This is a genomic window from Bacillus coreaensis, assembly GCF_050586445.1.
In the GTDB taxonomy this organism is placed as follows: domain Bacteria; phylum Bacillota; class Bacilli; order Bacillales; family Cytobacillaceae; genus Robertmurraya_A; species Robertmurraya_A coreaensis.
This window is the reverse complement of sequence record NZ_JBOCCY010000015.1, coordinates 1-26041: the sequence shown is the minus strand read 5'-3', so window position 1 is coordinate 26041 and position 26041 is coordinate 1. Positions and strand designations below refer to the sequence as shown.

Below are 26041 nucleotides of genomic sequence, written 5' to 3'. Positions count from 1 at the left end.
ACACATGAGTTGTTTGATGAGATTACATATACAATTGTTTATTCCCTATACGGTTACTTATTCTATTATTTTTATGATAAATTTCACAAGATTCCCTCTTGGGTAGTTGTAATTCTCTGGGCCTTATTTAGCACAGTATCCGAACAGATTTCGACCTTTTTTAATGTGTTTCAGTATAATCATTGGAATTTACTTTTCTCATTCCTAGTTTATCTTTTTGTATTTATCCTCCATGTTCTGTTTTTTTATTGGACAACGAAACAATTGAAATATACATCTGAACGAGTTAACACTTAGTTTAAAAACAAAAAGAAACATCCCTTTTATGGAATGCCTCTGCTAGTTCATTACCTCGATTTAACTAATGGCTTTGCTAATAAATTAAAATACCAAGGAAAAAAGAATTTAAAAATGATAAAGTATACCGGTATTCCATACCATGTGTTCCAACCGTTATTTTTCATGTATCCAAACTGAACTAATCCAAACTCTAAGACAAAGCATAGCAATGTAAAAGATAATACAAAAACCCATTCCTTTTGAGGCTTATAAAAATTAACATAGATGGTCGCTATGCTCGCAGGGACAATGCCAATTAATAACGCATCACTTAGCTCAATGGATATTTTTTTAGCTAGATCAAATAAGTTAAATGTGGACATTGATATCGTATCAAAAGTCCAGGTCAAACCTGCTGAAAAAACAAATGTAATAAAAATGCCTACCCATGTTAAATTTTTTTTAGGCATGATTAATACAAATATTATCGATATGATCACTAAGGTCCAGACATACCATTCACCTTCATATTTCATAAACTCCATTTAAACCACCTTATCAGTAGTATTCTAAACAAAATAATCTTATGAAAGTCTTCTTAGTTTATCTTAACTTATTTAATAGGAAAATATACCAAGCCTATTCAACGAAAAAGCTTGTAGGTATTTAACTACCTGCAAGCCTTAGCCTATAAGTTTATACAGTTCCTGGTAATCTTCTTCCTCAGTAAATTCATACCCTCTAATCTCACTTAATTCAACAGGACGAATCGAAGTGTTATTTTGTATTTGTTTTTTTCGGTATTGGTGAGGTGTTGTGTGAAACGTGTCTTTAAAAAGTTTATGAAAGGAATTTAAATTTGGAAAGCCACATTCTAACGCGATTTGAATGATGGGTTGATCGGTTTCTAGCAAAAATCGAACCGCATGTTCTAATCGTATCCCATTTATATATTTAATAAATGACTGTCCCATATGATGTTGGAAATACCTTGATAGATAGGGAGCCGTAAGTTCTTCTGTATCAGCCAACTCTTGAAGTGTTATAGGATTCATATAGTGCTGCTGTATGTAATTGGTTAACCGGTTCATCCGTTCAATATCTTTTTCTGTGTTGATTATGATATTCTTCTTTTCCACCTTAAAATGGGTAACCAGTTGATACACCACATCTAATAATAGAGAGTGCACCTTAATTTCATAATTGTCTTCTTTCCTTTTTACAGCTAACATTAGTTCAGCAATCAGAGACCTAATTTTGTTATAGGATTGCTGGTCAATACTCTGAAAGGACTGACATTGGAAGGATTCGTTTTCGATATTACTGTAAAATCTTTTAATAAATCTTATTGGAATTTGAATAAGTAATAGTTTATTCTCTTGATCTGATTCAACACCATGTACTTCATTACTGTTAATGAGCAAAAGGTCATTTTCCTCAAGCACATACTCTTCTCTTCCCACATACACATGTATTTTCCCTTTTAACACTAATAATAATTCAATTCTGTCATGCCAATGCATGGCCACATACTTTACACTCGTCATTAATGCGAAAACAGGAACCTCTTCTTTAATTACAGCGCTTTCATATGGATATTTCATAAAAGGCAAGGCCTCCTACTTTTCTTGATATATACTTATATACTCATTTTTTTGTAGAAATCCTTTTTTTAATACTATAAAAAAAACTTAGTTTTTCGAATATACAAAGTTATTTAACATCGGTTATACTATATTTGTAAGCGATTAAATAATGTATGGGGGAACTATTATGGGGAAAAGTTTAAAATTTAACGAGCCTATAGTTACGCATATTTTTACAGCAGATCCTTCTGCACATGTCTTTGAAGGAAAGCTTTATATTTATCCTTCTCATGATTTGGATCATGATGGGCCTTCAAACGATAACGGTGATCAATATGCGATGGAAGATTACCATGTGTTATCCATGGATGATGTAAACGAACCATGTATAGACCATGGGGAAGCGCTTCACTTGAGAGATATTCCTTGGGCAAGTAAACAGCTTTGGGCACCAGATGCTGCATACAAGAACAGCACGTATTATTTATATTTTCCGGCTAGAGATAAAGAGGGTATTTTTAGAATTGGTGTTGCCAAAAGCACCACCCCTTCAGGACCATTTACACCAGAGGAAAATTACATACCTGGTAGCTTCAGCATTGATCCAGCCGTATTCGTCGATGAGGATGAGAAAGCATACGTTTATTTTGGGGGCCTTTGGGGAGGTCAGTTGGAAAAATGGCTGTCAGGAACATTTAATCCCGATGGTGAAGGTCCATCGCATACAGAACCAGCTTTAGGGCCAAGAGTCGCAGAGTTAAGTGACGATATGCTAACTTTCAAAAGTGAGCCTCGAGAAATATCAATAGTTGATGAAAATGGAAATCCCATTCTTGCTGGTGATGAAAAACGAAGATATTTTGAAGGTCCATGGGTTCATAAATACAATGATCTTTACTATCTATCATATTCTACAGGTACCACTCACAAGATTGTGTATGCGGTAAGCAAAAACCCACATGGTCCCTTTGAATTTAAAGGTACAATACTTACTCCCGTCATCGGCTGGACCACCCATCATTCAATTGTCCAGTTTAAAAATAAATGGTACCTTTTCTATCATGATTGCTCCTTATCAGATGGGGTAGATCATAAACGATCAGTCAAATACACTGAATTAACCTATAATGAAGACGGAACGATTGTAACAATAGACCCTTATGAAGAAAAATAACAAAGAACAGCTGGCTTTTACTGATAAGGTCAGCTGTATTTTTATTTTGGAGTCATAAAAGATTAACATAGTAATTTTTCACTATTACTCTATAACCATTTTTCGAAATTCACAAAATACTTAGTTTATTTACTATACAAACTAAGTATGGGGAAGGTATAATAAACTCAAGACAGATGACATGTTACATAACTTTCATAAAAACGAAAGCCCTTTCTCTCTCTGTCTAAAACTTTCGTAAAGGAGGTTCAGTTATCCATATATAAGAACTACCTTTCTAAATTTTATTATAAAAGGAGAATCTCAGATGCTTAAAGTATTACGTAAACCTCTCATTACAGGATTAGCTTTATCCTTATTATTACCTGTTGGTTTGAACCCTGCCGCTGCACAAACGACAAATGAACAGTCTACTAGTGCTTTATCAGTACCATCTATCGCTGAAAGATACAAGAATTCCTTCACTATTGGGGCAGCAGTGGAGCCTTATCAATTACAGGGCACAGATGCAGAAGTATTAAAACGCCATTATAATAGTATTGTTGCTGAAAATGTTATGAAACCAATTAATATTCAACCTGAGGAAGGTAAATTTAACTTTACCGAAGCTGATAAAATTGTTAAGTTTGCAAAAGAAAATGGCATGGACATCCGTTTTCATAACCTTGTTTGGCATAGCCAGGTGCCTGAGTGGTTCTTCCTAGACGAAGAAGGAAACAATATGGTTGATGAGCAAGATCCAAAACAGCGTGAGAAAAATAAAAAACTTCTGTTAAAACGTTTAGAAACCCATATTAAAACGATTGTAAAACGTTATAAAAACGACGTGAAATCTTGGGATGTTGTGAATGAGGTGATTGATGATTCTCCACAAAATGAAAGAGGGCTGCGTGAATCTGCTTGGTACAAGATTACGGGGGATGAATATATTAAAGTAGCTTTTGAAACAGCCAATAGATATGCAGCAAAAGATGCAAAGCTATACATTAATGATTACAATACAGAAGTTACACCAAAGAGAACGCACTTATATAATCTCGTAAAAGATATGCTTGAACAAGGAGTTCCAATTGATGGTGTAGGACATCAAGCTCACATTCAAATTGGTTGGCCTTCTAACCAGGAAATTGAAGATTCCATTAATATGTTTGCTGACCTTGGGTTAGACAATCAAATAACAGAGCTAGATGTTAGCCTATATGGTTGGCCACCTAGACCAGCTTTTCCAACGTATGCTGATATCCCAACTGATAGACTGGTAGCTCAAGCAGACCGGTACAATGCTATTTTTGAAATATATGAACGTCTAGGAGACAAAATCAGTAACGTTACTTTCTGGGGAATCGCTGATAATCATACTTGGTTAGATGATCGAGCCATGCAATATAACGATGGTGTAGGAAAAGATGCACCATTCGTGTTTGATCCGGAATATAACGTAAAACCAGCTTATTGGTCGATTATGGACTAACCTTGCTATTCAAACGGTATTTCACACTTAAATTAACAGGCAATTTGATAAGCAAAAATGCTTGGAACAAAGTGATAGGCTCCCCTTAAGGTAGACACATTAAAAATAAACGGAAAAATTCCGCTTATCTCGGGAAATACCAACATTTCCCGTAAAATAAGCGGAGTTTTTCCGCTAATATGATCTTAATCTATCAATTTGGTTATATATTGATAAGTTAATCGGAATATATCCGCTTATATCTGCTTCTTGAGCCCATACTATACACATTAACCGGAATTTCTCCGCCTATGAATTCCTATCTCTACCTCGAGTACAAAAACTAAATTAGCAAACAAATTAGCAGTCCAATTCGCAACTGAATTGGACTGCATCTTTTTTATGTTTTTTACCTTTATCCTTTGACAGATCCTGCTGCAATGCCTTCAACGATTCGGTCACTCAGAAGGAAGTATGCGATTAATACGGGGATAATACTGATCATTAAGGTTGCACCTATAGCTCCCCAATCCGTTAAGTACTGCCCAACAAAGTTATTTACACCTACCGTAATTGTTTTCCACTTGTCCGAACTCAAGAAAGTATTTACAAATACAAATTCATTCCAGTTATAAATCATGTTAATGATGACAGTTGTTGAAAGTACGGGAACGGTCATCGGCAATGTTATTTGAAAGAATATCCTATGAACGGAACAACCATCCATAACTGCTGCTTCTTCAATCTCCCTTGGAATGGTCCTGTAAAATCCAGTTAAAATCATAATCGTGATAGGTAAGTTAAACGCAACGTAAGACAAAATAATAGAAATGGGATTATCTATTAAATTGACTGATTTAAAAATATTAAATAGTGGAATTAATGTTGAATGAAGTGGAATCATATACCCTGCCATAAACAATCCAAGAACTAATCCACTTAGTTTCCAATACATTCTTGTAATAGCAAATGTTACGAAACTAGCAAGAATAACGGTTAGTAACACCGCTACAAGGGTGTATAAGACACTATTAAAAAAGTAAACATCAATATGCCCTGCTGTCCATGCCTTTACGTAATTTCCCCATTGAGGATTTTGTGGAAAGGCGAACGGGGACATACCGAATACCTCTTGATTCGTTTTCAGTGAAAAAAGGAATAACCACACCAGCGGGTACACTTGGACAATGGCAATTACACCTAGGATAAAATAAAGGATTCCGTATCCTATTCTTGTTCCGAGTGTTTTACTAGTTTTATACGGTGCCGCTAGAGTCGTACTTGGTTCTGTTTCATACGCAATTTTACTCATCGGTTTCACTCCCCCTTCTTAAAATTGCACATCTTCTTTAGAAGATAATAGTTTTTGAATGAGCCAAGTCATAATGAGGCAGATGACCAATAAACCGAATCCTATCGCACTTCCGTATCCAAAGTTGTATTTACTAAATGCCTCTGTATACATATAAGAAGCCATTACTTCACTCGCACCGTTTGGTCCTCCACCTGTTAATACAAAAATTAAATCAAAATACTTTAAAGAACCAACAATTGCTAGAATGACCATAACTTTTATTACACCAATGATTAGAGGAATCTTTATTTTATAAGCTATTTGAATAGGGTTTGCACCATCTATTTTTGCCGCTTCAATCAATTCCTCTGGAACGTTTTTTAACGCTGCATAGAAAATGATGATATAAAAGCCCGCATACTGCCAAACAATAGGAATGAATAGAGCATATAATACGATGTTAGCATCAGCTAGCCAAAGTGGTGGGTTTTCAACACCCAACATCACTAACAACCGGTTGATCATTCCATTAGTAGGATCAAATATCTTAGCCCAAAGTTGTCCGATGGCAACGGATGATAACAACATAGGAATTAAGTATATCTTTCTTAAAAAATTGGCTCCTTTTATTTTACTAGCTAATATAAGCGATAAAATAAGATAGCCAACCAAGCTTACTGTTGAGAAGATACCAAGCAAAAGAGAATGCCACGTACTTTGCCAAAATTTTTTGTCTTGGACTAACTCGATATAGTTTTCTAATCCGATAAACTTCATCTTCCCGATTCCATTCCAGTCCATTAAACCATAATAGCCAGTTAGTACGATTGGGATATAAATTAGGAGCAGAATTAATATTAATGCAGGAAGGACATAAAGAGTGATTACGAATTTGTTTGACATGACACTTTTCATTTTCTGTACTCCCTTCTACTTTGAAAAGCGTTCCTATAAAATGATAGAGGGCATATTCTCTATATGCCCTCTACTCCTTTAAAGATAAATTACACCATTTTATTCTTGTTCTTGGGCAAGTTCGTCCGCATGTTGTTTTACAAAATCCTTCGGTGTCACTTGTTTTCCAAAAAGGGCCGTTACTAAATCATGGTGTAATTCGGATACAGCTGGGCTGGATTGAGTATCAAAATAAGTAGTAACGTTGGATGCTTCACTCAAATCTTTTAAAATTTCAATGTACATTGGAGCAAGGTCCAAATTAGCTGTGTCTACTTTAGTAGCAGGAATAACACCAGCATCTGTTACTGATTTTTCTCCCCATCTTTTTACAAGGAATGCTGAGAAGTCTTTTGCTTCGTTCTGAACTTTAGAATCCTTTGCTACGAATAATCCTACACCAGGTCCACCAACATAACTGTTGATATCTGTACCTTTACCGCCTTCATATGTTGGGAACTTGAAATAGCCAATCTTGTCTTTAAATTCCTGTGCTACATCAGGACTTGTAGTATAGTTTGGTAACTCCCAAGTAGCGGTTAGAAACATAGCTGCTTGTTCATTCATAAAGTAACCTTTTGCATCATCATTTGATAACGCACTAGATCCTTTAACAAAGCCACCCATATCCACAAGGTTTTGCACTTCTTCCGCTGCTTTCACAATTGCTGGGTCGTCCATCTTTGCTTTTCCATGAATCACATCTGTTAAGATAGTAGAACCACCAATACGATCTGCTAGATACATAAACCAGAAAGAAGCAGGCCATCCATCTTTAGCACCTACAGTAGCCGGAACGACTCCATTATCTGCTAATGTTTTAACAACGTTTTTATACTCTTCAAATGTTTGTGGCACTTCAAGGTTGTATTTTTCAAAAATTTCTTTGTTATAAAAAACATAAGAAATGTTTAATTCCAATGGAAGACCATACGTTTTTCCATCTACTGCATAGGATTCTTTAACCCCAGGAATAAAAGCATCTTTTAGATTCGCATCAACAATATCATCTAAAGGAGCTAGCATATCTCCTTCAACATATGGCTTAATGAATCCGTCTGACCATGTCATGCCAATATCCGGTAACTCATTAGAAGAGGCAAGGACTTTAAGTTTTTCTCTGTACTGGTCAGGATTTAATATTTCTGTTTCCACTTTTATATCTGTGTGTTCTTTTTCATATTCTTCAATGATGTCTTTTACGATTGAAAACTGTGCATTGGAGCTACCTTCTGGCCATAAATGCATAAACTTGATTACTTTTTTACCATCGGCACTGCTTTCTTCCGTGGAACTAGAAGACGAACAACCTACTAATGCTAGAGAGACAAGCATGATTAAAGACATTAGTACTGAAACCGTTTTCTTTTTTAACAATGAAATTCCCCCTATGACCTTTTACTAGTTTTCCTTACACTTATAATTTAACATTCAGATCATTCTGAAAATAGGTCACAACGATTAGGAAAAATACTACTATTTTTAGAAAACCCTTTCATTGTTGTTTTTTCGATAGGCACTCGGTGTCATACCCTCTAATTCTTTGAATATCTTAATAAAGTATTTTGCTGTTTTGTATCCTGACTCTTCAGCAATTTCATTAATCGGGAGACTCGTGGAGATTAATAATTCCTTGGAACGTTGAATTCTTCTTCTAGTCACATATTCACTGAAGGTAAGCTTCATATGTTCTTTAAACAGTACACTCAGATAACTAGGATTTAAGTGAACATGTTCAGCCACTTCTTTTTGGGTTAACTCATTCTTTAAATGATTGTTAATATAATCTACAGCTTCTCTAATTGGTACTCGGTCTGTTGGGTGTTGGCTATTAGCAAGAACAAGCTTATTATCGACCACTTTTTCAATCATTCCAGCTCTCTCCTGCTTTTCAACCGCTTGAAGAGCCTCTTCCACAGCTTCAACTAATATCTTTTTGCTAATAGGTTTAAGTAAATAATTAATAACGCCAAAACGAAGCGCTTCCTGGGCGTATTGGAATTCTGAGTAAGCGGAAATAACAATGATCACAGGGAAGATATTTTGTTCTTTTACGCTTCTCAATAATTGTAAGCCTGTTATTTCCGGCATATTAATGTCTGTAATGAGGATATGAACTTTTTGATTTTGCATGAAATCAATCGCCTCTTCCCCGTTAGAGGCGATGAATATTTGATGTTCCCCATTGGCCCATGAGTCCAAAGTTTTCTTTAGCCCTTGACGTGTTCTTGGCTCATCATCTACAACCAAAATGGTTTTCACATTCAACATTGTTCTTCCTCCCCGTTAACAGGTATCACAAAAGAAACCTTTGTCCCCATATTTACTTCACTAACAATCGAAAGGCCCTTTCTTAATCGATCCTGATAGTACAGTTCTAATCGTTTATGTACATTAGAAATGGCCATACCATTCCCTTTTTTAGAGTTTATACCTCCAGATTTCATGGCCTGTTCAATAGATTCCAATTTTTCTTGTGTAATCCCGGGACCATCATCTTCTACAAGAACTTGCAAACATTGGGTGTCTGTCGTAGGTTGAATAGATACCGAAATCGTGCATGGATTCAGCTTATTTCCAGCTCCATGCAAAACGGCATTTTCCACTAACGGTTGTATTAACAGTTTTGGAATTTTTACCTTTTCATACTTTGTAGGAAGAGTAAGATTCCATTGAAGGTGATCACCAAACCGCATTTTGATAATCTCCATATAGTTTTCGATATGGTGAATTTCTTCTTTGATCGTTACCCAATCATCATCCGATTGTTTCGTAATCGTATATCGGAAGAGTTCAGACATGGCAACGACAAACTCGGCTAAATCTTCCTCATCCTTATCCTCAAGGGACCATCTTAGCGCGTCTAACGTATTAAAAAGAAAGTGAGGATTAATTTGTGCTTGAAGTGCTTTTAACTCACTTCTACTTCGAGTAATTTCCTTCTGGTAGACCATATTGATTAAATGATTCGTTTCTTTTACTAGTTGATTATAGGTACTGTTCAGTTCATTGATTTCATTGATTGTCGTTATACTTGGATTCATAGTTAAAGACCCTGCACTCGCCTGCTGCATCGTTTCTGTCAGTTTAATAATAGGCTTCGTAATATAAGTGGATAGAAATAGTGAGCTGATGAAAAAAATAATAAAACCAATGATCCCTGAAAGGATAATTCCCGTTCGCAATACACTTATCCCTTCTGTAAGAGCCTTAATTGGCGTTAGAATGATAAGGGTCCAATCGGTTTCATTCGAAGTTTGTTTTGTTACCATATACTCCTCGTTATCTAATAGGATGGTTGGATCTTCATTTTTTAAGATTGGTACTAGTGACTGATCATAATTTGAAAGAATAGGCTTTATATCTTTATCAATTAAAATTGAATATTGATTGGACTCATCCTGGTTTGGAAACTGAAGATAACTTCTATAAATACTAATAAGGAGGTAGCCACCGTTTGCATAATCTCGCCCCATTAAGTTCACTCGTCTAAGAGCTAGAATATTGTCTGAGTTACTTGGATCATCTCCTATCCAGACGAGTCGACCGTTTGCCCGGTTCGCACGATGAATCCACTTTTCATCTATTCTAGTCATTAAACTTTTATCATCCAAAGGTAATAATCGTTTCCTATTACTTGTGTAAAGCTCAAATGAAAAAATCCCTTCTGAATTCGCTTGAATAATATTAACAATTCCTTCTAGTTGTTGCCTTTCTGAAAAACCTACTTCTTGTCCCTCGTAGGCGTTCGTTAATACTCTTTGAACATTTCCATTAGTCATCACTAGTTTAGAAGCCGTACTAATTTGTTTATATAGAGATTCCAATCTACCATTTGCTTCCGCAGCCATCTGATGAATTTGTTTATTCGCGTTATTTTTTAACATAGTGGAAACTTGATTATAGGTTAATGCGCCGACAATCAGTAAAACAATAGCGATAACAACGAGAAAAACCACTAGTATTTGATTTCGCAACGTGTTCCATTTATGTAATTTAGAGAACATATTTATTTCGCCCTTCTAAACGTAGATAGTTTTTTTTTACTATAACTCATAACTTTGAAACCGTTAACATTTATTTCGAAGGTAATAGATGAGAAACAAAAGGAAGCACAAACCTATTGGGTGGGTGCCTCCTCCTCCTTGCAACTTTTTAACGCTCAATCCCAAACGTATAGATGGTTGTAGATGAGTACTTTTGATCTTTATCCAGTACGACTGTTGGAAATTTAGGATGGTGTATCGCATCAGGTAACCCCTGTGTCTCCAAGCAAATGCCTAAATATTTCTTAGCAGGTATACCCCGAAATTGGCCTTCAGCCGATATAGAATTACCAGAGTACAACACCAATCCAACTTCATCTGTTTCCATGGTTAAAATCCGTCCACTGATAGGGTCCTTTAGCTCAATCTCCGTATCATGGTTTGTGTTTAATATAAAGGGGTGGTCATAGCCATTTCCTACTATTATATTTTGGTGGTGAGCTGAGGTGATTCCGGTCTCAATTACCCTACCCTCTCTAAAATCAAAAGGGGTATGACTAACTTCTAAAAATTTTCCTGTCGGGATAAACTCATCGTTAAGTTCTAAAAACCGATCACTTTTTATTTTTAAGGAATGCTGTTGGATATCCCGCTTTAGGTTCCCACTCAGGTTAAAATAAGAATGATTGGTTACCGTGAGCAATGTTTTCTTATCAGAATGGGCTTCATAGTGGATGTTTAATTGGTTTTGATTATCTAAGGTATACGTTACTTGTATGTGTAAATTTCCCGGATAACCTTCTTCACCGTCCGGACTGAAGTAGGAGAAACGTACTCCTTCCTCCAACCTCTCCGCGTCCCAAACGACTTTATTTAAACCCTTGAACCCACCATGCAAATGATTCTCTTCGTTATTTTTTGGAAGAGTGTACGTATTCCCGTCCAGTATGAACGAACCACCTCTAATCCTCCCACCTACTCGGCCTACCACCGCACCAAGGAAGTAGGAATCATGGATATAATCGTCTAGTGTATCATGTCCAATGACAACCTCTTCTAAGGTACCGTTTTTATCAGGTGCTAGGATACTTGTAATAATGCAGCCATAATTTATGGCAGTAACTTTCATTCCTTGATCATTTTCCATAGTAAAAGAGTATACGGTCTTTTGATCAACTTCCCCAAAAATAGTTTGAGTGACTTCCAAGATTCTTCCTCCTCTGCAAAGTTACGAACGGTTCCAATCAAAGCCAACTTTCTTAAGGAATGTGCGTGCAAGAACCATATGTCCAGCAGCTGTAGGGTGGACACGATCCCAAGCCAATGTGGCTGAATATAGATCTTTTAATACAGCATTAAAAGCAGCTTGGGTATCAATGAATAAACACCCTTCTTCTTCTGCTATTTTCTTTACCACTAACCCGTACTGATCCATGGACTGCCGCATTTGGTCTAGTTCATTGCTTTCTATATAAAATGGAGTCATAAGAACCATCCCCTTTACAAAAGGTTTGGTCTCCTTAACAAGCTTCCTAAGGGTATCCTCGTATTCATCTAGGTATACATGCCATTCCTTAATAAAAGGAGTATCAAATTGTCGCCAAACATCGTTGATCCCAATCATAATAGATAGCCAATCTGGCTTTTGGTTCATCACATCTTCCTGCCATCTGTTTTTCAAATCGCGAACGGTATTTCCGTTAATCCCTTTATTAACCACTCTTATCCCAAATTCCGGATAAACCGCTTGCAATAGAGCATCAACATAAGAGACATAGCCCTTACCTAAAGCCTGAAACAGCCCTTCTCCTTCTGGTTTTACTCGCTCACAGTCTGTAACAGAATCTCCAATGAATAATAGTTTTTGAGACGGCTCAATGATCATTTCTATTCCTCCAGATAATAGATTAGTAACCAGATTCTATCATTCTAACAAAATCTTCTATTGTATGGTTCTGAAGGATCATGATTCGAGGAAGTTCATATCGGTTACTTTGGTCCGTGCTTAGACCTCCACCAACTTTGAATGCTCCTTTAAACCCAAGATCTTTTAGTAGAGAAATCGTATCTGAATTATAGTTCCCATATGGATAGGCAAACGCAAAAGTGGTTCTTCCCGTTAAGTTCTTAAGTGCTTCAGCAGCATTTTGGATTTCTACGTATTGTTCCTCTTTACTTAGGTTAGCTAAAAATGGATGGGTTACCGTATGAATTTGAATATCTACGCCATTTTCCATTACCGTTAAAATTTCACTTTCCGTCATATTCCAGCTTCCATTCACCCAATTAGAAACGGTAAATTGTGTCGCCTTCATTCCATATCTCTGCAAGATTGGGTACACGTATGGATAAAAGTCATTTGAATTATCATCAAATGTTAGTAAGATAGGCTTTTCTGGCATTGCTGCTTTCCCATCAAGGATGTTAAAGTATTGTTTCATCGTTAATGTCCGATAGCCATTTTCTTTTAGATAAGCCATATGCTTTTCGAATTCTTCCAGACTGAATTGATAGGGATTGGTTGGGTCAGGATTCGGTTTCACGACATGATATAACAGAACAGGAATTTTGATAGCAGAATTTTCCTTGGCGGAAGCAACTGGTACTTCAGCCATAGAGGGAATAAGTACAAGAGAGAAAGCTAATAACAGGCTCATTAGTTTTTTCAATTGAATCATCCTTTCTAAAATCATTTCCTAAATTCACTTAACTGTTGATTTAACTCTTTTGTTTGTGTATATACCTGTTGATAAATAGCAAATAATTTTTTATAAGCTTTCACATTTTCTTCAATAGGAAGGTATGTTTTTGATGTTTTAATAAATACTTCCGCGCATTCCCTAAGTGATGGATACCAGCCACATCCATAAGCCGCTAACATGGCTGCTCCCATTCCAGGACCTTGTTCACTCGAAAGCTTTTCAATCTTTGTATTAAATATATCTGCTTGCATCTGCAACCATACATTACTCTTCGCTCCCCCACCAATGGAGACGATGGAATCAATCTTTTTTCCACTGCTTCTAAAGATTTCGATTGATTCATTTAATGAAAAGGTGATTCCCTCAAGTACTGCACGAACAAAATGCTGACGTTCATGAGCCGCATCCGCACCAATAAAACTACCTCGGATATTTGAATCCGCATGTGGAGTTCTTTCCCCGACAATATACGGAGTAAAAAGTAATCCATTACTACCAGCCGGTACGATATCAACCCCGTCTAAAAATTGATCAAATGCCTCATCCTTTGCAAACGTATCTTTAAACCAGCTTAAACTATAGCCTGCAGCAAGGGTGACGCCCATGGTATAGTAAGCATTTTCTTCACTATGGTTGAAGTAATGAACCTTTCCTTCAAAATCCAAGTCATTTCTTGCTTCATAGGAGAGTACAACCCCAGAGGTTCCGATACTGCATAAAGTTTTCCCTTCAGATAGAATTCCAGAGCCAATGGCACCGCACGCATTGTCCGCTCCACCTGCAAATACTTTTGTAGCCTCCGATAACCCCGTTTCATTTGCAAGTTCAGTTGTCAGCATACCTACAAACGTATGTGATTCTACTAATGGGGGACAGAAAGTAGAGGAAAGACCAAAGGCTTCTAACATTTCTATACTCCACTCACGTTTTGTCACGTTTAATAATAATGTTCCTGCCGCATCAGAGTACTCCATATGGATATTTCCTGTCATCCGGTATCGAAGATAATCTTTTGGGAGCAGAAACGTACTAGTTTGTTGAAAAATTCCGGGTTCTTGTTCTCTTACCCAAAGAATCTTTGGTAAAGTAAAGCCCTCTAACGCAGGGTTTTTCGTTAATTCTAGTACCGTCTGTTTCCCGACAACTTCGTAAATATCCTTACATTGTTTGGTTGTTCTCGTGTCATTCCACAAAATTGCATTCCTTAATACTTGATTGTTTTCATCTAATAAAACTAATCCATGCATTTGGCCCGAGAAGCTGATACCCTCGATATCGTTTACATCCCCCTCAAATTGTTCCAATAATTCTGTTAACCCAGCTGTTGTTTTTCCCACCCATTCTTCCGGGTTTTGTTCACTAAAGCCTGATTTTTCAATAATGAGAGGGTAAGATTTCGTTATTTCATTACAAACCTCACCCTTCTGATTAACCAGTAATATTTTTACTGCACTCGTACCGAGGTCAATACCAATCACGTATTTCATCTATATCATCCTTTCTATAAAAATGTGCTGGAGTAAATATACTGCCAGCACATGTTTCACCATTCTATTGATTGTTATTAAACAGTTACACTTGAAAGTGTTTCTAATAAATATTGGTTAATTACAGCTTTTAGGCGCTCTGTTCTACCTGATGTATTTTTGATTTCTGTTAATTGAAGAGCATACGCTTCAAGTTCACGGAAGTTGGTTCTTCCTTCTACAATTTCTAGTCCAACTCCTTTTGTATAGCTGCTATAACGTTCTTCAATAAAACCATCAAGCACTTTATCTTCAATTAGTTTATTGGCAACTTTTAGACCGATGGCAAAAGCATCCATACCTGCAATATGTGCATGGAATAGATCTTCTGATTCAAATGACCCTCTTCTCACTTTTGCGTCGAAGTTTAAGCCTCCGCTACCTAAGCCCCCGTTTTGCAAAATTTCGTACATAGCCAATGTGTTTGTATACAAATCTGTTGGGAATTCATCTGTGTCCCAACCAAGTAGTGTGTCACCTTGGTTCGCATCTACAGAGCCAAGCATTCCGTTCATACGAGCTGTTCTTAGTTCATGCTCAAATGTATGACCTGCTAAAGTGGCATGATTTGCTTCAATATTAAACTTGAAATAATCCGTTAAATCATACTTTTGCAAGAATGCTAGACCAGTAGCTACATCAAAATCATATTGGTGCTTTGTAGGCTCCTTCGGCTTTGGCTCAATTAAGAATGGAACATTTAAGCCAATTTCTTTCGCATAGTCTACTGCCATATGGAAGAATCGAGCTAAATTATCCTGTTCGAGCTTCATATCCGTATTAAGGAGTGTTTCGTATCCCTCACGTCCTCCCCAGAAGACATAGTTCTCGGCACCCAGCTCTTTTGCAACTTCTAGCGCTTTTTTCACCTTGGCTGCAGAATAAGCAAATATATCTGCATTAGGAGAAGTGGCAGCACCATGAACATATCTTGGGTTAGTGAACATATTGGCTGTATTCCAAAGCAATTTTGTTTTGCTTGTTTTCATATATTCCTTGATCATGGAAACAATCACATCTTGATTTTCATTGGTTTCCTTTAGGGTTCTTCCTTCTGGAGCAATATCCACATCGTGGAAGGCAAAGAAAGGAACGTTAAGCTTTTCAAAAAGCTCAAAAGCAGCTTCCACTCGTGCTTTTGCTAAATCCAACCCTCTTAAATGGTCCCAAGGACGAAGAGCTGTCCCCACACCAAACGGATCAGAACCGTCAGCTGTAAATGTATGCCAATAAGCTACAGAGAAACGAAGAATTTCTTCCATTGTGTTACCGTTTACAAGTTCTTCGGGATTGTAATACTTAAATGCTAACGGATTTTTTGATGCTACACCCTCAAATTGAATTTTGTTAATTGATTCGAAATATGCCATGGTTATTCCTCCTAAAGGTATTATATTTTTATGAAAATTCTTTTCTATCAATATAGTTTATATACAAAACAAACTAAGTATATAAACTAGAATGCCATATTAGGCTTGTTGTGTAACCTTATTTAATGGTACCGTTTTTTTACTCTCCTCAAGCCATAAAATACTTGTTACTCCGCGTGGATAATACTTGCTTCCTGAAATTTCTCCAGAAATAATCTGATCACTCCAGCTCCAAACAGATAATGTTGGATGTGTCAGCCATTTTACATGAGCAGCATCTGCCTGCGCTCCTTTTTCATCCCACTCCAAACCAAGAATTTCACGGGCAATAAACTGACATAAGTAAATTTTACTTAGCCAAGAATTATTACTAGTAGAGGAAATTTTCCACCCACCATCTTCAAACAAGCAAACTCCTTCAATTAAAACGGTTTTCAAATGGGTCTTTAACACTTGAATATAGGCACCGAAACGGCCATTGGGATCTAAGGCATCCTTGTTATTTGTATAATAAGGGAAGATTAATCCTTCAATCGCAGGGATAATTTTCGAGTTATTTCCTTCTTTTATTACTGCTGGTATATACCCATCAGGAGTGAAATGAGAGACAATGGTTGCTGCACATTTTTCAGCTTGTGCTCCAGCCTCTTTTGATTTCTCCTCTAAACCGTTTTCTCTAAATATTTTTTCTAACGCTACATACGAAGCCCATGTTTTCCCTGCTAGATAAATATTATTTCTTGCCTGACCAAGCGAAACATCTAAACTATCATACGTTGTGATTTCAGCTCCGCCCATGACACGTGAAGAATCAAGCCCCATAATGCCATCGCGCTTATCTGGTTCAGGATGATCACGATTAAGCATGCTTTCAAAGCAACGAACAAATATATCTAAATTAGTTTGTAACCACTGTTTATCTCCAGTTTGCTCCACATAAACTGACGCACATAACACCCAGTTCACCAATTGTTCATACGTCATATGAGAAAAACATCCGTCTAATCCATATAGCTCATAAGAAGAATAGTGTGGTCTAGAGACGGTATTGGCCACTCCCATATCATGGGTAAAACTGATACCACCTGGATACTCTGTTTCTTCTCCAGGAAAGCGTACTTTATCATCATAACTAAAACGACTGACAAACATGTCTAACTCATTTTTCACTGTCCATGGATTCATCTTTAATTCGAAGAAAATTTGATCTACTGTCAGATCAAAGGTATTCATCATTCGATATTCCCCTTCATTTACTACCCAAAAAGCCTCACCATTGGTATCTAGTAATTGAGTAGAACCATAATAGCTCCGAATCGAATGAATCATCATAAACTTTTGATCTTCCGATAATTTTTCATCATCTATCAATCTATTAGCCTGCTTCGCTCGACTGAGAAAATCATCAGCTTTTTCCAATGCATAAGCAGCAACAGATTCGATATTCGGAAAACACCTTGTGTAATAATACGAGGCATCCATACCAGCCGTTATATAACCACCTCGATAGAAGCATATAGCAAACTTATAGGTACGTTTTTGCCCTGCAGGAACATCCATTACGAGAGCACCAACAGGTCCTAACCCAAAGGTCCAATTTTCCTCAAAAGGAGTGGTTAATATATTTTCTAAACTAAAGTGTAAAGCTGATTTCACTTCAGAATCATTCGTTGTAATAGCCGTTAAACGGCCTTGGCCTACACCTACAATGCCATCACATGCATCGTCTAAACGTCGCATAGAACTGTATGGGTCACTTCCTTGATATCCAAAAAATGCCCGGCGCTTTTTGCTACCTTTTGTATTATCAATGGTAAGCTCTGCCCAAACAGCTGGAATGATCGCTTTCTTTAATTCTTCTTCTGTTGCTGAAGAAGGATCAGGTACAGATTCAACTTGAGTATATATAGTAAAGCTCAAATCGCCTGCCTCCCAAGTGTCCGTTCCTAACTGAAAATCGCGATGGATTTCTTCCTTTGAATATGGACGAATAATACGAGGTTTATCTGGATTTGGATCCATATTTTCAATATCATAGCGCTTACTTTCATCATCTACTAGTTCAAAGAAAGGTAATGCATCGTACATTCCTTCCTGTTCACTAGATTCAACTCCGACATAAACACTTTTTCTTGGTGATCGTCCTAGCTCTAGATCCAATCCCCCTCCATTTCCATAATAACCAAGCGTAAAACTAGAAAACGCTCCAATTGGTGAATGATGCGAATTGAAAAACATATTCTTAGCCATTTTCTTCCCTACTCTCGTAAATGAAATGTATTATCAATTGAAATACCTACCCAAATCATCTTCTGAGGTGTAAATAATAGTATGTAGATGTCAAAGACGGATTGTAAACGGATTCATTTCTAATAAGTAGAAGGTTCCTCCTTACAACATTCTTGACTAACTTAAGTTGATTATAACACCAGTCACCTAAGTTTGTATACCCAATAAACAAAGTTTTTGTGTTAAAATATATTTACTATCAAACAAGGAGTTTTTAGCATTGGAAACCATTACATGGAATCAACAAGTTGTGAAAAAAAATAACAAAGCCCTCGTCTTACAGTTGATTATGGAAAAAGAGCCCATTTCTCGAGCTGACATTGCTCAAGTCTCTGGATTAAATAAAGCAACCGTTTCTTCTTTAGTCAATGAATTATTAGCCGCAGATCTTGTATATGAATCCGGTCCTGGGGAATCTAGTGGAGGTCGCCGCCCTGTTATTCTCCATTTTAATAAAATAGCTGGATATTCTATTGGAATTGATATCGGAGTGAACTATGTATTATGTGTACTGACTGATTTAAAAGGGAATATCGTCATTGAAAAAAATCAGTCTGTTCACAAAACTCCCTATGCTACTACGATAGAGATTGTAAAAGATATGATCCAGTCATTAATCGACGAGATGCCTAGCAGTAGATATGGCATTGTTGGGATAGGTGTAGGTGTACCTGGGATAGTTAATAAAGAGGGTTCTGTACTGTTAGCTCCCAATTTAGGTTGGAAAAACACACAAATAAAAAAGGACCTTGAGGATTTACTCCATGTCCCCGTCATCATTGAAAACGAAGCAAATGCTGGGGCATTCGGTGAACAACAGTTTGGTATTGGGCAAGATTATCAAAACATCATATATATTAGTGCTGGAATCGGGATTGGTGTAGGAATCATTTTAAACAAAGAACTATATCAAGGGAAAAATGGATTTTCTGGTGAGATGGGTCACATGATCATTGATATTAATGGAAAGCCATGTAATTGTGGAAGCAGGGGATGCTGGGAAGCATATGCTTCTGAACAAGCCCTGTTGAAGAATGCTGGAGAAAATAGCAACTCACTTGAAAACTTAATACAATTAGCTAACAGTGATGATAAAAATGCTCAGAATTTATTTACAGAGATAGGTGTTTACCTTGGATATGGAATCAACAATATTATCAATACCTTTAATCCTGACCAAGTAATCATAGGCAATCGATTATCGATGGCTAAGGAATGGATTGAACAACCCATTCTTTCAACAATTGAAAATCACTCACTCGCTTTTCACCAAAATGAATTCCAATTAGATTTCTCAAAACTTGGTAAACATTCCATTGCAATTGGTATGTCTGCTTTTGTTGTTGAGAATTTTATTAAAGCGTAAAAACCATGAACCCCTTGGTCGAGTTACAAGCAATAGTGAAATAAGCGGAGAATTTCCGGTTGGGTGCAGATTGGAGCACATTTCAGGGTAAATAAGGGGAGGTTTTCCGCTTATGCAAAGCAAAATCTCCCCTTTTCTTATTTTTCGAGCCAATAGGCGGAATCTCTCCGTCTATTAAAGCTTTTTTTCATGGAAATTACTAATTAATCGGAATTTCTCCGTCTATCTATCAGCTCGGGTGCTTAACCAAATGCCTCAACCAAAAAATAAGGGTACTAAGAGATACTTTTAACAATTAGATTTAACCCCTCAGTAATCGGTGTAGCTGGACGCCCAAGCAGTTTTTCGAAATCACTGTTCTCGACTTCTAGTGTTCCTTCGCGAATATCTTTTTGGATATTCACTAGGAAAGGGATAAGGAAATCTGGTACCCCAGCACCTTTCATGATATCCGCATAAGTAGCATCATCCACTTGTTGTACAGGTACTTCCTTGTTTAATACTCTACCAAGAGCAGATGCCATTTCTTCTTGAGTTAATAGTTTACCTGATAATTCGTATGTTGTGTTTTCATGACCATTCCCAGAAAGTACGGTTGCTGCTGCCTCTGCATAGTCTTGTTGTAATGCCCAGCCTACTCTTCCCTGTCCTGCTGAAGTTACCCAAGGAGCGCCTGCAAGTACACCTTGAATGCTTGAGCTTTCGTTCTCTAAATACCAATTATTACGTAAGAAAGAATATGGAATTCCCGTTTTAATAATTGCTTCTTCTGTTGCCTTATGAGTTGGAGCTAGGAAGTTTTTACTTTCCATTGCGTTCGCTATGCTAGTGTAAGCGATAAATTTCACCCCAGCACGCTCAGCAGCAGCCACCGCATTCGAATGCTGTCTAATTCTTGTGTCATTATCTCCATCAGCAGAGATGAGTAAAAGTCTATCAATACCTGCAAAAGCAGAATCTAATGTCTCAGGACGGTCAAAATCTCCCTGGCGAACTTCGACTCCACGAGATTGAAATCCTTCCGCTTTCTCTGGGTTACGAACACTTACAGCCAGTTGATTGGCCGGTACCGTTTTTAATAAGCTTTCGACTACTTTCGTTCCTAATTTACCTGTTGCACCTGTTACTAATATTTTCATTTTCCTATTCCTCCACTCTTATTTTCTCTAAACCTGTATTCATATCGATTACATGTATTCATAATAGATACTTCTAGCTGTTTTGTCAACAAAACCTTTTTTATTTTTTACGAATGATAAGGTATAATACGTTGTATTCAAATTAAATACATGATAATGAAGTAGGTGCATAAAATGTCCATTAGTAGCCGCTTTACTGTTGGGGTTCACATATTAACTCTTATTGAATTAAATAAAGAAGGAATTAGCTCATCAGAATTCTTAGCTGGGAGCGTCAACACAAACCCGTCTTTAATCAGAAAAATTATGGGGATGCTCAAAAAAGCTGGACTAATAGAAGTACAACCAGGAATCGCTGGGGCAAAACTAGCGAAGGAACCAGCTACGATAACGTTACTTGACGTTTATAAGGCAGTTGATGTGGTTAAGGAAAAAGAACTATTCAGTTTACATGATAATCCTCACCCAGATTGTCCTGTAGGCAGAAATATTCAAGATTCGATTACTCCTATATTATCATCGGCTCAATTTGCTTTAGAAAAGGTATTAGGAAATGTAACTATTGAAGAGGTTGTTAAAGATATAGTAGAGAAAGAAAAATGTTATAGCGAATAGAGCAATAATAATAACTAAAAAACACCTAAAAATTCTTATAGGTGTTTTTTAAGCATTAAAAGTATACAATAGTTTAATTCTTTGGAACTTCATTCTAAGGAAGAATATATTTGATAATTATTTCTTCCTTTTTCTTTTGCTTGGTATAAGGCTAAATCTGCATTTTTAATCAACTCATCGACGCCGAAACCATGTTCATAAACAGCAATTCCAATACTAGATGTTGTAAAAAATTCATACTCTCTTATTTTCCATTTTGCCTGAATGCTATCAAGAATCCTTTGTGCAGTTAAAAGAACATCCTTCTCTTGATTAATTTTCAATAATGCACAAAATTCATCTCCACCTATTCGTGCTAACATATCAGATTTCCGCAAACAATCCTTTACTTTTTTAGAAAATTGTTTTAATAATTCATCCCCTATATCGTGCCCATACGTATCGTTAATATGTTTAAATTTATCCATATCCATATACAAGACTGCAAATTTTCGATCATATCGATTTGCCTCTTCCAATATTTCCTCTAACTTGGCTTTAAACATTCTTCGGTTAGGTAACTCTGTCAATATATCATGAAAAGCCATAAATCTTAGTTTACCCTCTAACAATTTCCTTTCTGTTATCTCCCTAGCTACAATTTGAACATGAAGGACGGTCCCCTCATCATCCATGACAGGAGTGGCCTTAGCTTCTACCCAAATCCACTCGCCACTCACGTGAAGATGGCGAAACTCAACAGTTTTAGTTTCTTTATTCTTTAAAATGTCCATAAACTGATGTTGAAGTTCTTCAATTTCTTCTGGATGAATGTAACTAAAAGCACTTTGCCCTTCATAAACTTCGGGAGAGTGACCTAAAACCATTTGGTGTGACGGGGATAAATATTTCATAATTCCATGGATATCTACAATACTAACCAAATCTGTCATATTATCAGCGATTAATCGGTACTTTTCTTCACTTTCTATTAATACTTGTTCCATATATTTTCTCTGTGAGACATCTTTAAAAAGTGTCATAAAAGCAGAACTTCCATCATATATGATGGCCATTCCCCCGACATCAGCATAGATTATTTCTCCATCTCTGCGAACCAATTGAATTTCGATATTAGGAATCTCTGATCCAACCTTTTCATTCGAGATCCTTTTTTTAGAGACTTCATGATAATCAGGATGTATATATGAGAATATAGATTGATCTTTAAGATCAATCTCTTTCATCACATTTAATGCTGACCGATTTGCATAGAGTATTTTTCCTTCTCGATGAACAACAATTCCTGCGGGAGAAAATTCTACTAACTTACGGTATCGCTCTTCACTCTCTTTTATTGCTAGTTCCGCTTTTTTACTTTCTGTTTCATCAATAACAATTCCATACACACCAACAATTTGATCTGCTACGTATATAGGAACATTCATTACCATTAAATAAACGATATGACCATTTTTATGATATATCGCACATTCAAACTTTTGAGCATCTCCGTTCGAAGCTTTATGAAAAAATCCTCTGGTCTTTTTAACAAAACCAGGAACAATAAATGGAGTAATTTGTTTTCCAATAAGTTCATCAATGGTATAACCCGTTATTTTTTCTAGAGAAGGATTAATAGAATTAATATAACCTTGTTTATTAACTGAATACACTCCATTAAAATTGTATTCAAACAATGAATGATATCGATCTTTTAAAGTCTTTAATTCAATTTCATTTCTTTTTCTTTCGGATATATCTCTAACAACCGTTATTAAGTGACTACATATTCCTTTATCATCAAAAATAGGTGTTATTTTTGAATCAAAATAGATAATATTATCTGGATTGACTGGTGAATATGGATGATTCCCATTATCACTTTTCATTTGAAAAATGATTTTATAATCTTCATAACTGGTACATGCTTTATTTTCAATCGCCTTTAAATACTGTCTTGTAATTAATTCTGCTGTGTCACTTGGCATCACTTCATCAAGTGTTTTTCCTATTACATCGATTGATAATCCGATATAATTTTTGGCGGGTTCATTAATAAATACGTACCGAAAGCATTCATCTTCAACTTTCATAATGAAGACTAAATCTGAAATATGATTAAAAGCCATAGCCCAGAATTCAGAATTAATAGTATACATTGATTGCCTCCCTTAAAGACATCTTTAAAATAGCCTTAAAAGTGTCTTTAAGGGCTATTCAGGTACATGTATTTCTATTTTATTTTTGTACCCTTTCCTCAAAAACTTTCGATTTCGGAGAATAAGTATGATTTTTAGATTTTATACTCAATTAAAACCTGGGTTCCTTGAGAAGACGTATGAACTTGTACTTCATCACAAAATTTTGCAATCATTTTAAATCCTTGCCCTAAAGACCTTTTACTTGAATAGCCCGAAACTAAAATTGTTTTTGGAATTTCGTGGAGTGGGATACCTGACCCTTTATCGGATACAAAAAATTGCAATTGGTTTTCTTTGAGATAAATACATAATCCACCATCAGTTGCATGCTTCAGTACATTTGTCACAGCCTCTGTTACTGCAACTTGTACTTTCATAGAATCTAAATGTGGCGCATATTTTTCAAGAACTCTTTTTATTAATTCTCTACTTTTTGGTACATCAGAGTTTTTTGATACTTGAATATCGTCTACAAATTCACCGAGTTGATTCATGAGTTCTTCCGACGAGGTATGCAGATTGATTTTACCTTCCGACAATATATTAACTAAAACTACATACGACTCTAAAATGCTTTTCTCTAACTGCTTTCTATACCCTAAGTATGGGGTAATATCGTGAGCAAATATTGTCACCTCACCATTCCCCAGAGAATGTGCATGTATATCCCAAGTTCTTTGTTGATCTGAAAAGGTATCATGGACAATTCCATGCCGCTCCATAGCTATTTCAGCGAGTTTTTGGTAAAAGGTACTTGGAATTAAATTATTTGTAGAATGAATCTTTCCATCTCTCACCTGAGTGAAAATTGATTCTCCATTACCAATACTAATATATGAACTCCCCATCATATTTTGATTTTCAGACAATTCAACTGAAATAGAAACGTCTTCGTGACTCGATGGGTCACATATAGTTTCAACCAACATTTCAATATGATCTATATCTAACTTTGCTACTAAATGCGGATCCAACATTGTACCCGATCTTTCATGAAGTAATTTGAATATGGTTTCCGGATCTTTTTGACGGGATAGAATATGATCCAACTCATTTGCTATAGCAATAATTCTTGACTCTAAAGGGATGGCCTCTCCTTTCAAACCAATAGGAAACCCCTTACCATCCCAACGTTCATGATGATGCAATATCCATTTGGCAAAAGACTCATCGGGATATATATTTTTTATTATTTCAACTGCCTTTTCAGAATGGCTTTTGTATTCACGCTCCTCTGATAATGTTAAATCCCCACGTTTTCTAAAAACAAAGGTTGGAATTAATGCTTTACCTATATCATGGATCGCAGCAATCTGTACTAGGCTGTTGCGTTTTCTCTTCGGATATCCTAAATCCTCAAGAAGAATATCACAAATCTTACCCACTCGGTTTCCATGCCCTTTTAAACTAGGATTAATTTGATCCTCTAATATTTGCATGAAGGCATTAGAAGTTGATTTTCGGAGCATAAATTGTTTAGTGAATTCATGTGAAAAGAAGATAACAATTAATAGGAAGAAAAGAGTATACAGTATGGAAAGAATTAATTGTGTCTCTGTTTTAATTATAATAAGTCGAGAAATGACAAGAATACTCACTATTATAGGTATAATTAACTCGATTAACTTTTCCCTGAGGTTAGAAAACATCTTTTTTCGAAATACAGTTGCTTCAATTCCTTCCATTACAACAAAATTCACCAACTCAAAAATGATTGCAACCAAACTAACTCCTAAAAATATATTTATTTGAAATGAGAATTTCCATGAAATAAACGCTGCCAAAATAGAAATTACATACATGCCAATCGTAACTAATAGTCGTATGATTGGAATTCTCTTTTTTCTTAGACTTATAAAATAGTAGGTACCTGTTGAAATAAATATGGCAAGTACTGCATAAGAAAAACCAATGTATATTAATAAAAATAGAAATCCAATACTTCCTGCGGCATATTTATACCCACTAGGTAATTTAACAGGGAAAATTTCTAATATAATAACTATGAATGTCATTATGGAAAAAATTTTCATTCCAGACCATTCGAGTTGAGTGAGAGAAAAGATAAATGATATACATCCGACTATCACTAAGCTAATTGTATACCAATTAATTACTTTCATTTTTT

General features: G+C 36.2%; 20 protein-coding genes. 4 read left to right on the top strand and 16 right to left on the bottom strand.

The features are described 5' to 3' along the window. Positions 1-347: 347 nt before the first annotated feature. Entirely contained in the window at positions 348-824 is a 477-nt protein-coding gene (locus ACQ5H4_RS18470; RefSeq protein WP_430776465.1) for a hypothetical protein, read from the bottom strand. 138 nt (positions 825-962) lie between these two features. After that, the gene (locus ACQ5H4_RS18465) at positions 963-1883 is read right to left on the bottom strand and encodes an AraC family transcriptional regulator (RefSeq protein ID WP_430776464.1); all 921 of its coding nucleotides are present in this window, start codon (positions 1881-1883) and stop codon (positions 963-965) included. Positions 1884-2052: 169 nt separating this feature from the next. Here ACQ5H4_RS18465 and ACQ5H4_RS18460 point away from each other — a divergent pair, with 169 nt between their 5' ends. Together ACQ5H4_RS18460 and ACQ5H4_RS18455 are read left to right on the top strand one after the other, a co-directional pair. Beyond that, a complete protein-coding gene (locus tag ACQ5H4_RS18460; RefSeq protein WP_430776463.1) occupies positions 2053-3039 on the top strand; it encodes a glycoside hydrolase family 43 protein in 987 nt (328 codons plus the stop codon). Between the two features lie 307 nt (positions 3040-3346). Beyond that, positions 3347-4510, top strand: a complete 1164-nt coding sequence (locus ACQ5H4_RS18455) for an endo-1,4-beta-xylanase (protein ID WP_430776462.1) — start codon at positions 3347-3349, stop codon at positions 4508-4510. A 394-nt stretch (positions 4511-4904) separates the two neighbouring features. On the opposite strand, the gene ACQ5H4_RS18450 is transcribed toward ACQ5H4_RS18455, so the two are convergent. The 11 genes from ACQ5H4_RS18450 to ACQ5H4_RS18400 form a co-directional block, all read right to left on the bottom strand. Next, positions 4905-5801 carry a carbohydrate ABC transporter permease gene (locus ACQ5H4_RS18450; protein WP_430776461.1) on the bottom strand — a complete coding sequence of 299 codons (897 nt, stop codon included), beginning with the start codon at positions 5799-5801 and terminating at the stop codon, positions 4905-4907. An 18-nt stretch (positions 5802-5819) separates the two neighbouring features. Further along, positions 5820-6698, bottom strand: a complete 879-nt coding sequence (locus ACQ5H4_RS18445) for a carbohydrate ABC transporter permease (RefSeq protein WP_430776460.1) — start codon at positions 6696-6698, stop codon at positions 5820-5822. Between the two features lie 99 nt (positions 6699-6797). Continuing rightward, positions 6798-8084 (bottom strand): extracellular solute-binding protein, encoded by a 1287-nt coding sequence (locus ACQ5H4_RS18440; protein WP_430776523.1) that lies wholly within the window; start codon positions 8082-8084, stop codon positions 6798-6800. A 135-nt stretch (positions 8085-8219) separates the two neighbouring features. After that, positions 8220-9008 carry a response regulator transcription factor gene (locus tag ACQ5H4_RS18435; RefSeq protein WP_430776459.1) on the bottom strand — a complete coding sequence of 263 codons (789 nt, stop codon included), beginning with the start codon at positions 9006-9008 and terminating at the stop codon, positions 8220-8222. Further along, the gene (locus tag ACQ5H4_RS18430) at positions 9002-10744 is read right to left on the bottom strand and encodes a sensor histidine kinase (RefSeq protein WP_430776458.1); all 1743 of its coding nucleotides are present in this window, start codon (positions 10742-10744) and stop codon (positions 9002-9004) included. Before ACQ5H4_RS18430 ends, ACQ5H4_RS18435 begins: the two co-directional genes overlap by 7 nt. 148 nt (positions 10745-10892) lie before the next feature. After that, positions 10893-11930: an aldose epimerase family protein gene (locus ACQ5H4_RS18425; RefSeq protein ID WP_430776457.1), complete on the bottom strand. Its 1038-nt coding sequence runs from the start codon at positions 11928-11930 to the stop codon at positions 10893-10895. Positions 11931-11951: 21 nt separating this feature from the next. Continuing rightward, positions 11952-12608, bottom strand: a complete 657-nt coding sequence (locus tag ACQ5H4_RS18420) for an SGNH/GDSL hydrolase family protein (RefSeq protein WP_430776456.1) — start codon at positions 12606-12608, stop codon at positions 11952-11954. Positions 12609-12630: 22 nt separating this feature from the next. Then, a complete protein-coding gene (locus ACQ5H4_RS18415; protein ID WP_430776455.1) occupies positions 12631-13392 on the bottom strand; it encodes a polysaccharide deacetylase family protein in 762 nt (253 codons plus the stop codon). Positions 13393-13412: 20 nt separating this feature from the next. Next, a complete protein-coding gene (gene xylB, locus ACQ5H4_RS18410) occupies positions 13413-14912 on the bottom strand; it encodes a xylulokinase (RefSeq protein WP_430776454.1) in 1500 nt (499 codons plus the stop codon). 77 nt (positions 14913-14989) lie between these two features. Continuing rightward, entirely contained in the window at positions 14990-16321 is a 1332-nt protein-coding gene (xylA, locus tag ACQ5H4_RS18405) for a xylose isomerase (RefSeq protein ID WP_430776453.1), read from the bottom strand. Positions 16322-16420: 99 nt separating this feature from the next. Further along, positions 16421-18571: a glycoside hydrolase family 52 protein gene (locus tag ACQ5H4_RS18400; protein WP_430776452.1), complete on the bottom strand. Its 2151-nt coding sequence runs from the start codon at positions 18569-18571 to the stop codon at positions 16421-16423. Between the two features lie 259 nt (positions 18572-18830). Between ACQ5H4_RS18400 and ACQ5H4_RS18395 the strand changes: the two genes are divergently transcribed. Then, the gene (locus tag ACQ5H4_RS18395) at positions 18831-19976 is read left to right on the top strand and encodes an ROK family protein (protein ID WP_430776451.1); all 1146 of its coding nucleotides are present in this window, start codon (positions 18831-18833) and stop codon (positions 19974-19976) included. Between the two features lie 275 nt (positions 19977-20251). Here the strand turns inward: ACQ5H4_RS18395 and ACQ5H4_RS18390 are convergent, their stop codons facing one another. Continuing rightward, on the bottom strand, positions 20252-21115 hold the full coding sequence (locus tag ACQ5H4_RS18390; RefSeq protein WP_430776450.1) for an SDR family oxidoreductase: 864 nt from the start codon (positions 21113-21115) through the stop codon (positions 20252-20254). A 174-nt stretch (positions 21116-21289) separates the two neighbouring features. On the opposite strand from ACQ5H4_RS18390, the gene ACQ5H4_RS18385 reads away from it, so the two are divergent. Further along, complete coding sequence (locus ACQ5H4_RS18385; RefSeq protein ID WP_430776449.1) at positions 21290-21730, top strand: Rrf2 family transcriptional regulator; 441 nt, start codon at positions 21290-21292, stop codon at positions 21728-21730. Between the two features lie 89 nt (positions 21731-21819). Here the strand turns inward: ACQ5H4_RS18385 and ACQ5H4_RS18380 are convergent, their stop codons facing one another. After that, a complete protein-coding gene (locus ACQ5H4_RS18380; RefSeq protein ID WP_430776448.1) occupies positions 21820-23871 on the bottom strand; it encodes a PAS domain S-box protein in 2052 nt (683 codons plus the stop codon). A 134-nt stretch (positions 23872-24005) separates the two neighbouring features. Further along, a partial coding sequence (locus ACQ5H4_RS18375) for an HD domain-containing phosphohydrolase (protein WP_430776447.1) occupies positions 24006-26041 on the bottom strand: 2036 nt, incomplete at its 5' end.

Bases quoted from the DNA above. Each gene is read 5' to 3' on its own strand.
- ACQ5H4_RS18430 (WP_430776458.1), bottom strand. From the start codon at position 10,744: ATGTTCTCTAAATTACATAAATGGAACACGTTGCGAAATCAAATACTA.
- ACQ5H4_RS18470 (WP_430776465.1), bottom strand. From the start codon at position 824: ATGGAGTTTATGAAATATGAAGGTGAATGGTATGTCTGGACCTTAGTG.
- ACQ5H4_RS18380 (WP_430776448.1), bottom strand. From the start codon at position 23,871: ATGTATACTATTAATTCTGAATTCTGGGCTATGGCTTTTAATCATATT.
- ACQ5H4_RS18420 (WP_430776456.1), bottom strand. From the start codon at position 12,608: ATGATCATTGAGCCGTCTCAAAAACTATTATTCATTGGAGATTCTGTT.
- ACQ5H4_RS18385 (WP_430776449.1), top strand. From the start codon at position 21,290: ATGTCCATTAGTAGCCGCTTTACTGTTGGGGTTCACATATTAACTCTT.
- ACQ5H4_RS18400 (WP_430776452.1), bottom strand. From the start codon at position 18,571: ATGGCTAAGAATATGTTTTTCAATTCGCATCATTCACCAATTGGAGCG.
- ACQ5H4_RS18460 (WP_430776463.1), top strand. From the start codon at position 2,053: ATGGGGAAAAGTTTAAAATTTAACGAGCCTATAGTTACGCATATTTTT.
- ACQ5H4_RS18435 (WP_430776459.1), bottom strand. From the start codon at position 9,008: ATGTTGAATGTGAAAACCATTTTGGTTGTAGATGATGAGCCAAGAACA.
- ACQ5H4_RS18445 (WP_430776460.1), bottom strand. From the start codon at position 6,698: ATGAAAAGTGTCATGTCAAACAAATTCGTAATCACTCTTTATGTCCTT.
- xylA (WP_430776453.1), bottom strand. From the start codon at position 16,321: ATGGCATATTTCGAATCAATTAACAAAATTCAATTTGAGGGTGTAGCA.
- ACQ5H4_RS18440 (WP_430776523.1), bottom strand. From the start codon at position 8,084: ATGTCTTTAATCATGCTTGTCTCTCTAGCATTAGTAGGTTGTTCGTCT.
- xylB (WP_430776454.1), bottom strand. From the start codon at position 14,912: ATGAAATACGTGATTGGTATTGACCTCGGTACGAGTGCAGTAAAAATA.
- ACQ5H4_RS18455 (WP_430776462.1), top strand. From the start codon at position 3,347: ATGCTTAAAGTATTACGTAAACCTCTCATTACAGGATTAGCTTTATCC.
- ACQ5H4_RS18390 (WP_430776450.1), bottom strand. From the start codon at position 21,115: ATGAAAATATTAGTAACAGGTGCAACAGGTAAATTAGGAACGAAAGTA.
- ACQ5H4_RS18450 (WP_430776461.1), bottom strand. From the start codon at position 5,801: ATGAGTAAAATTGCGTATGAAACAGAACCAAGTACGACTCTAGCGGCA.
- ACQ5H4_RS18465 (WP_430776464.1), bottom strand. From the start codon at position 1,883: ATGAAATATCCATATGAAAGCGCTGTAATTAAAGAAGAGGTTCCTGTT.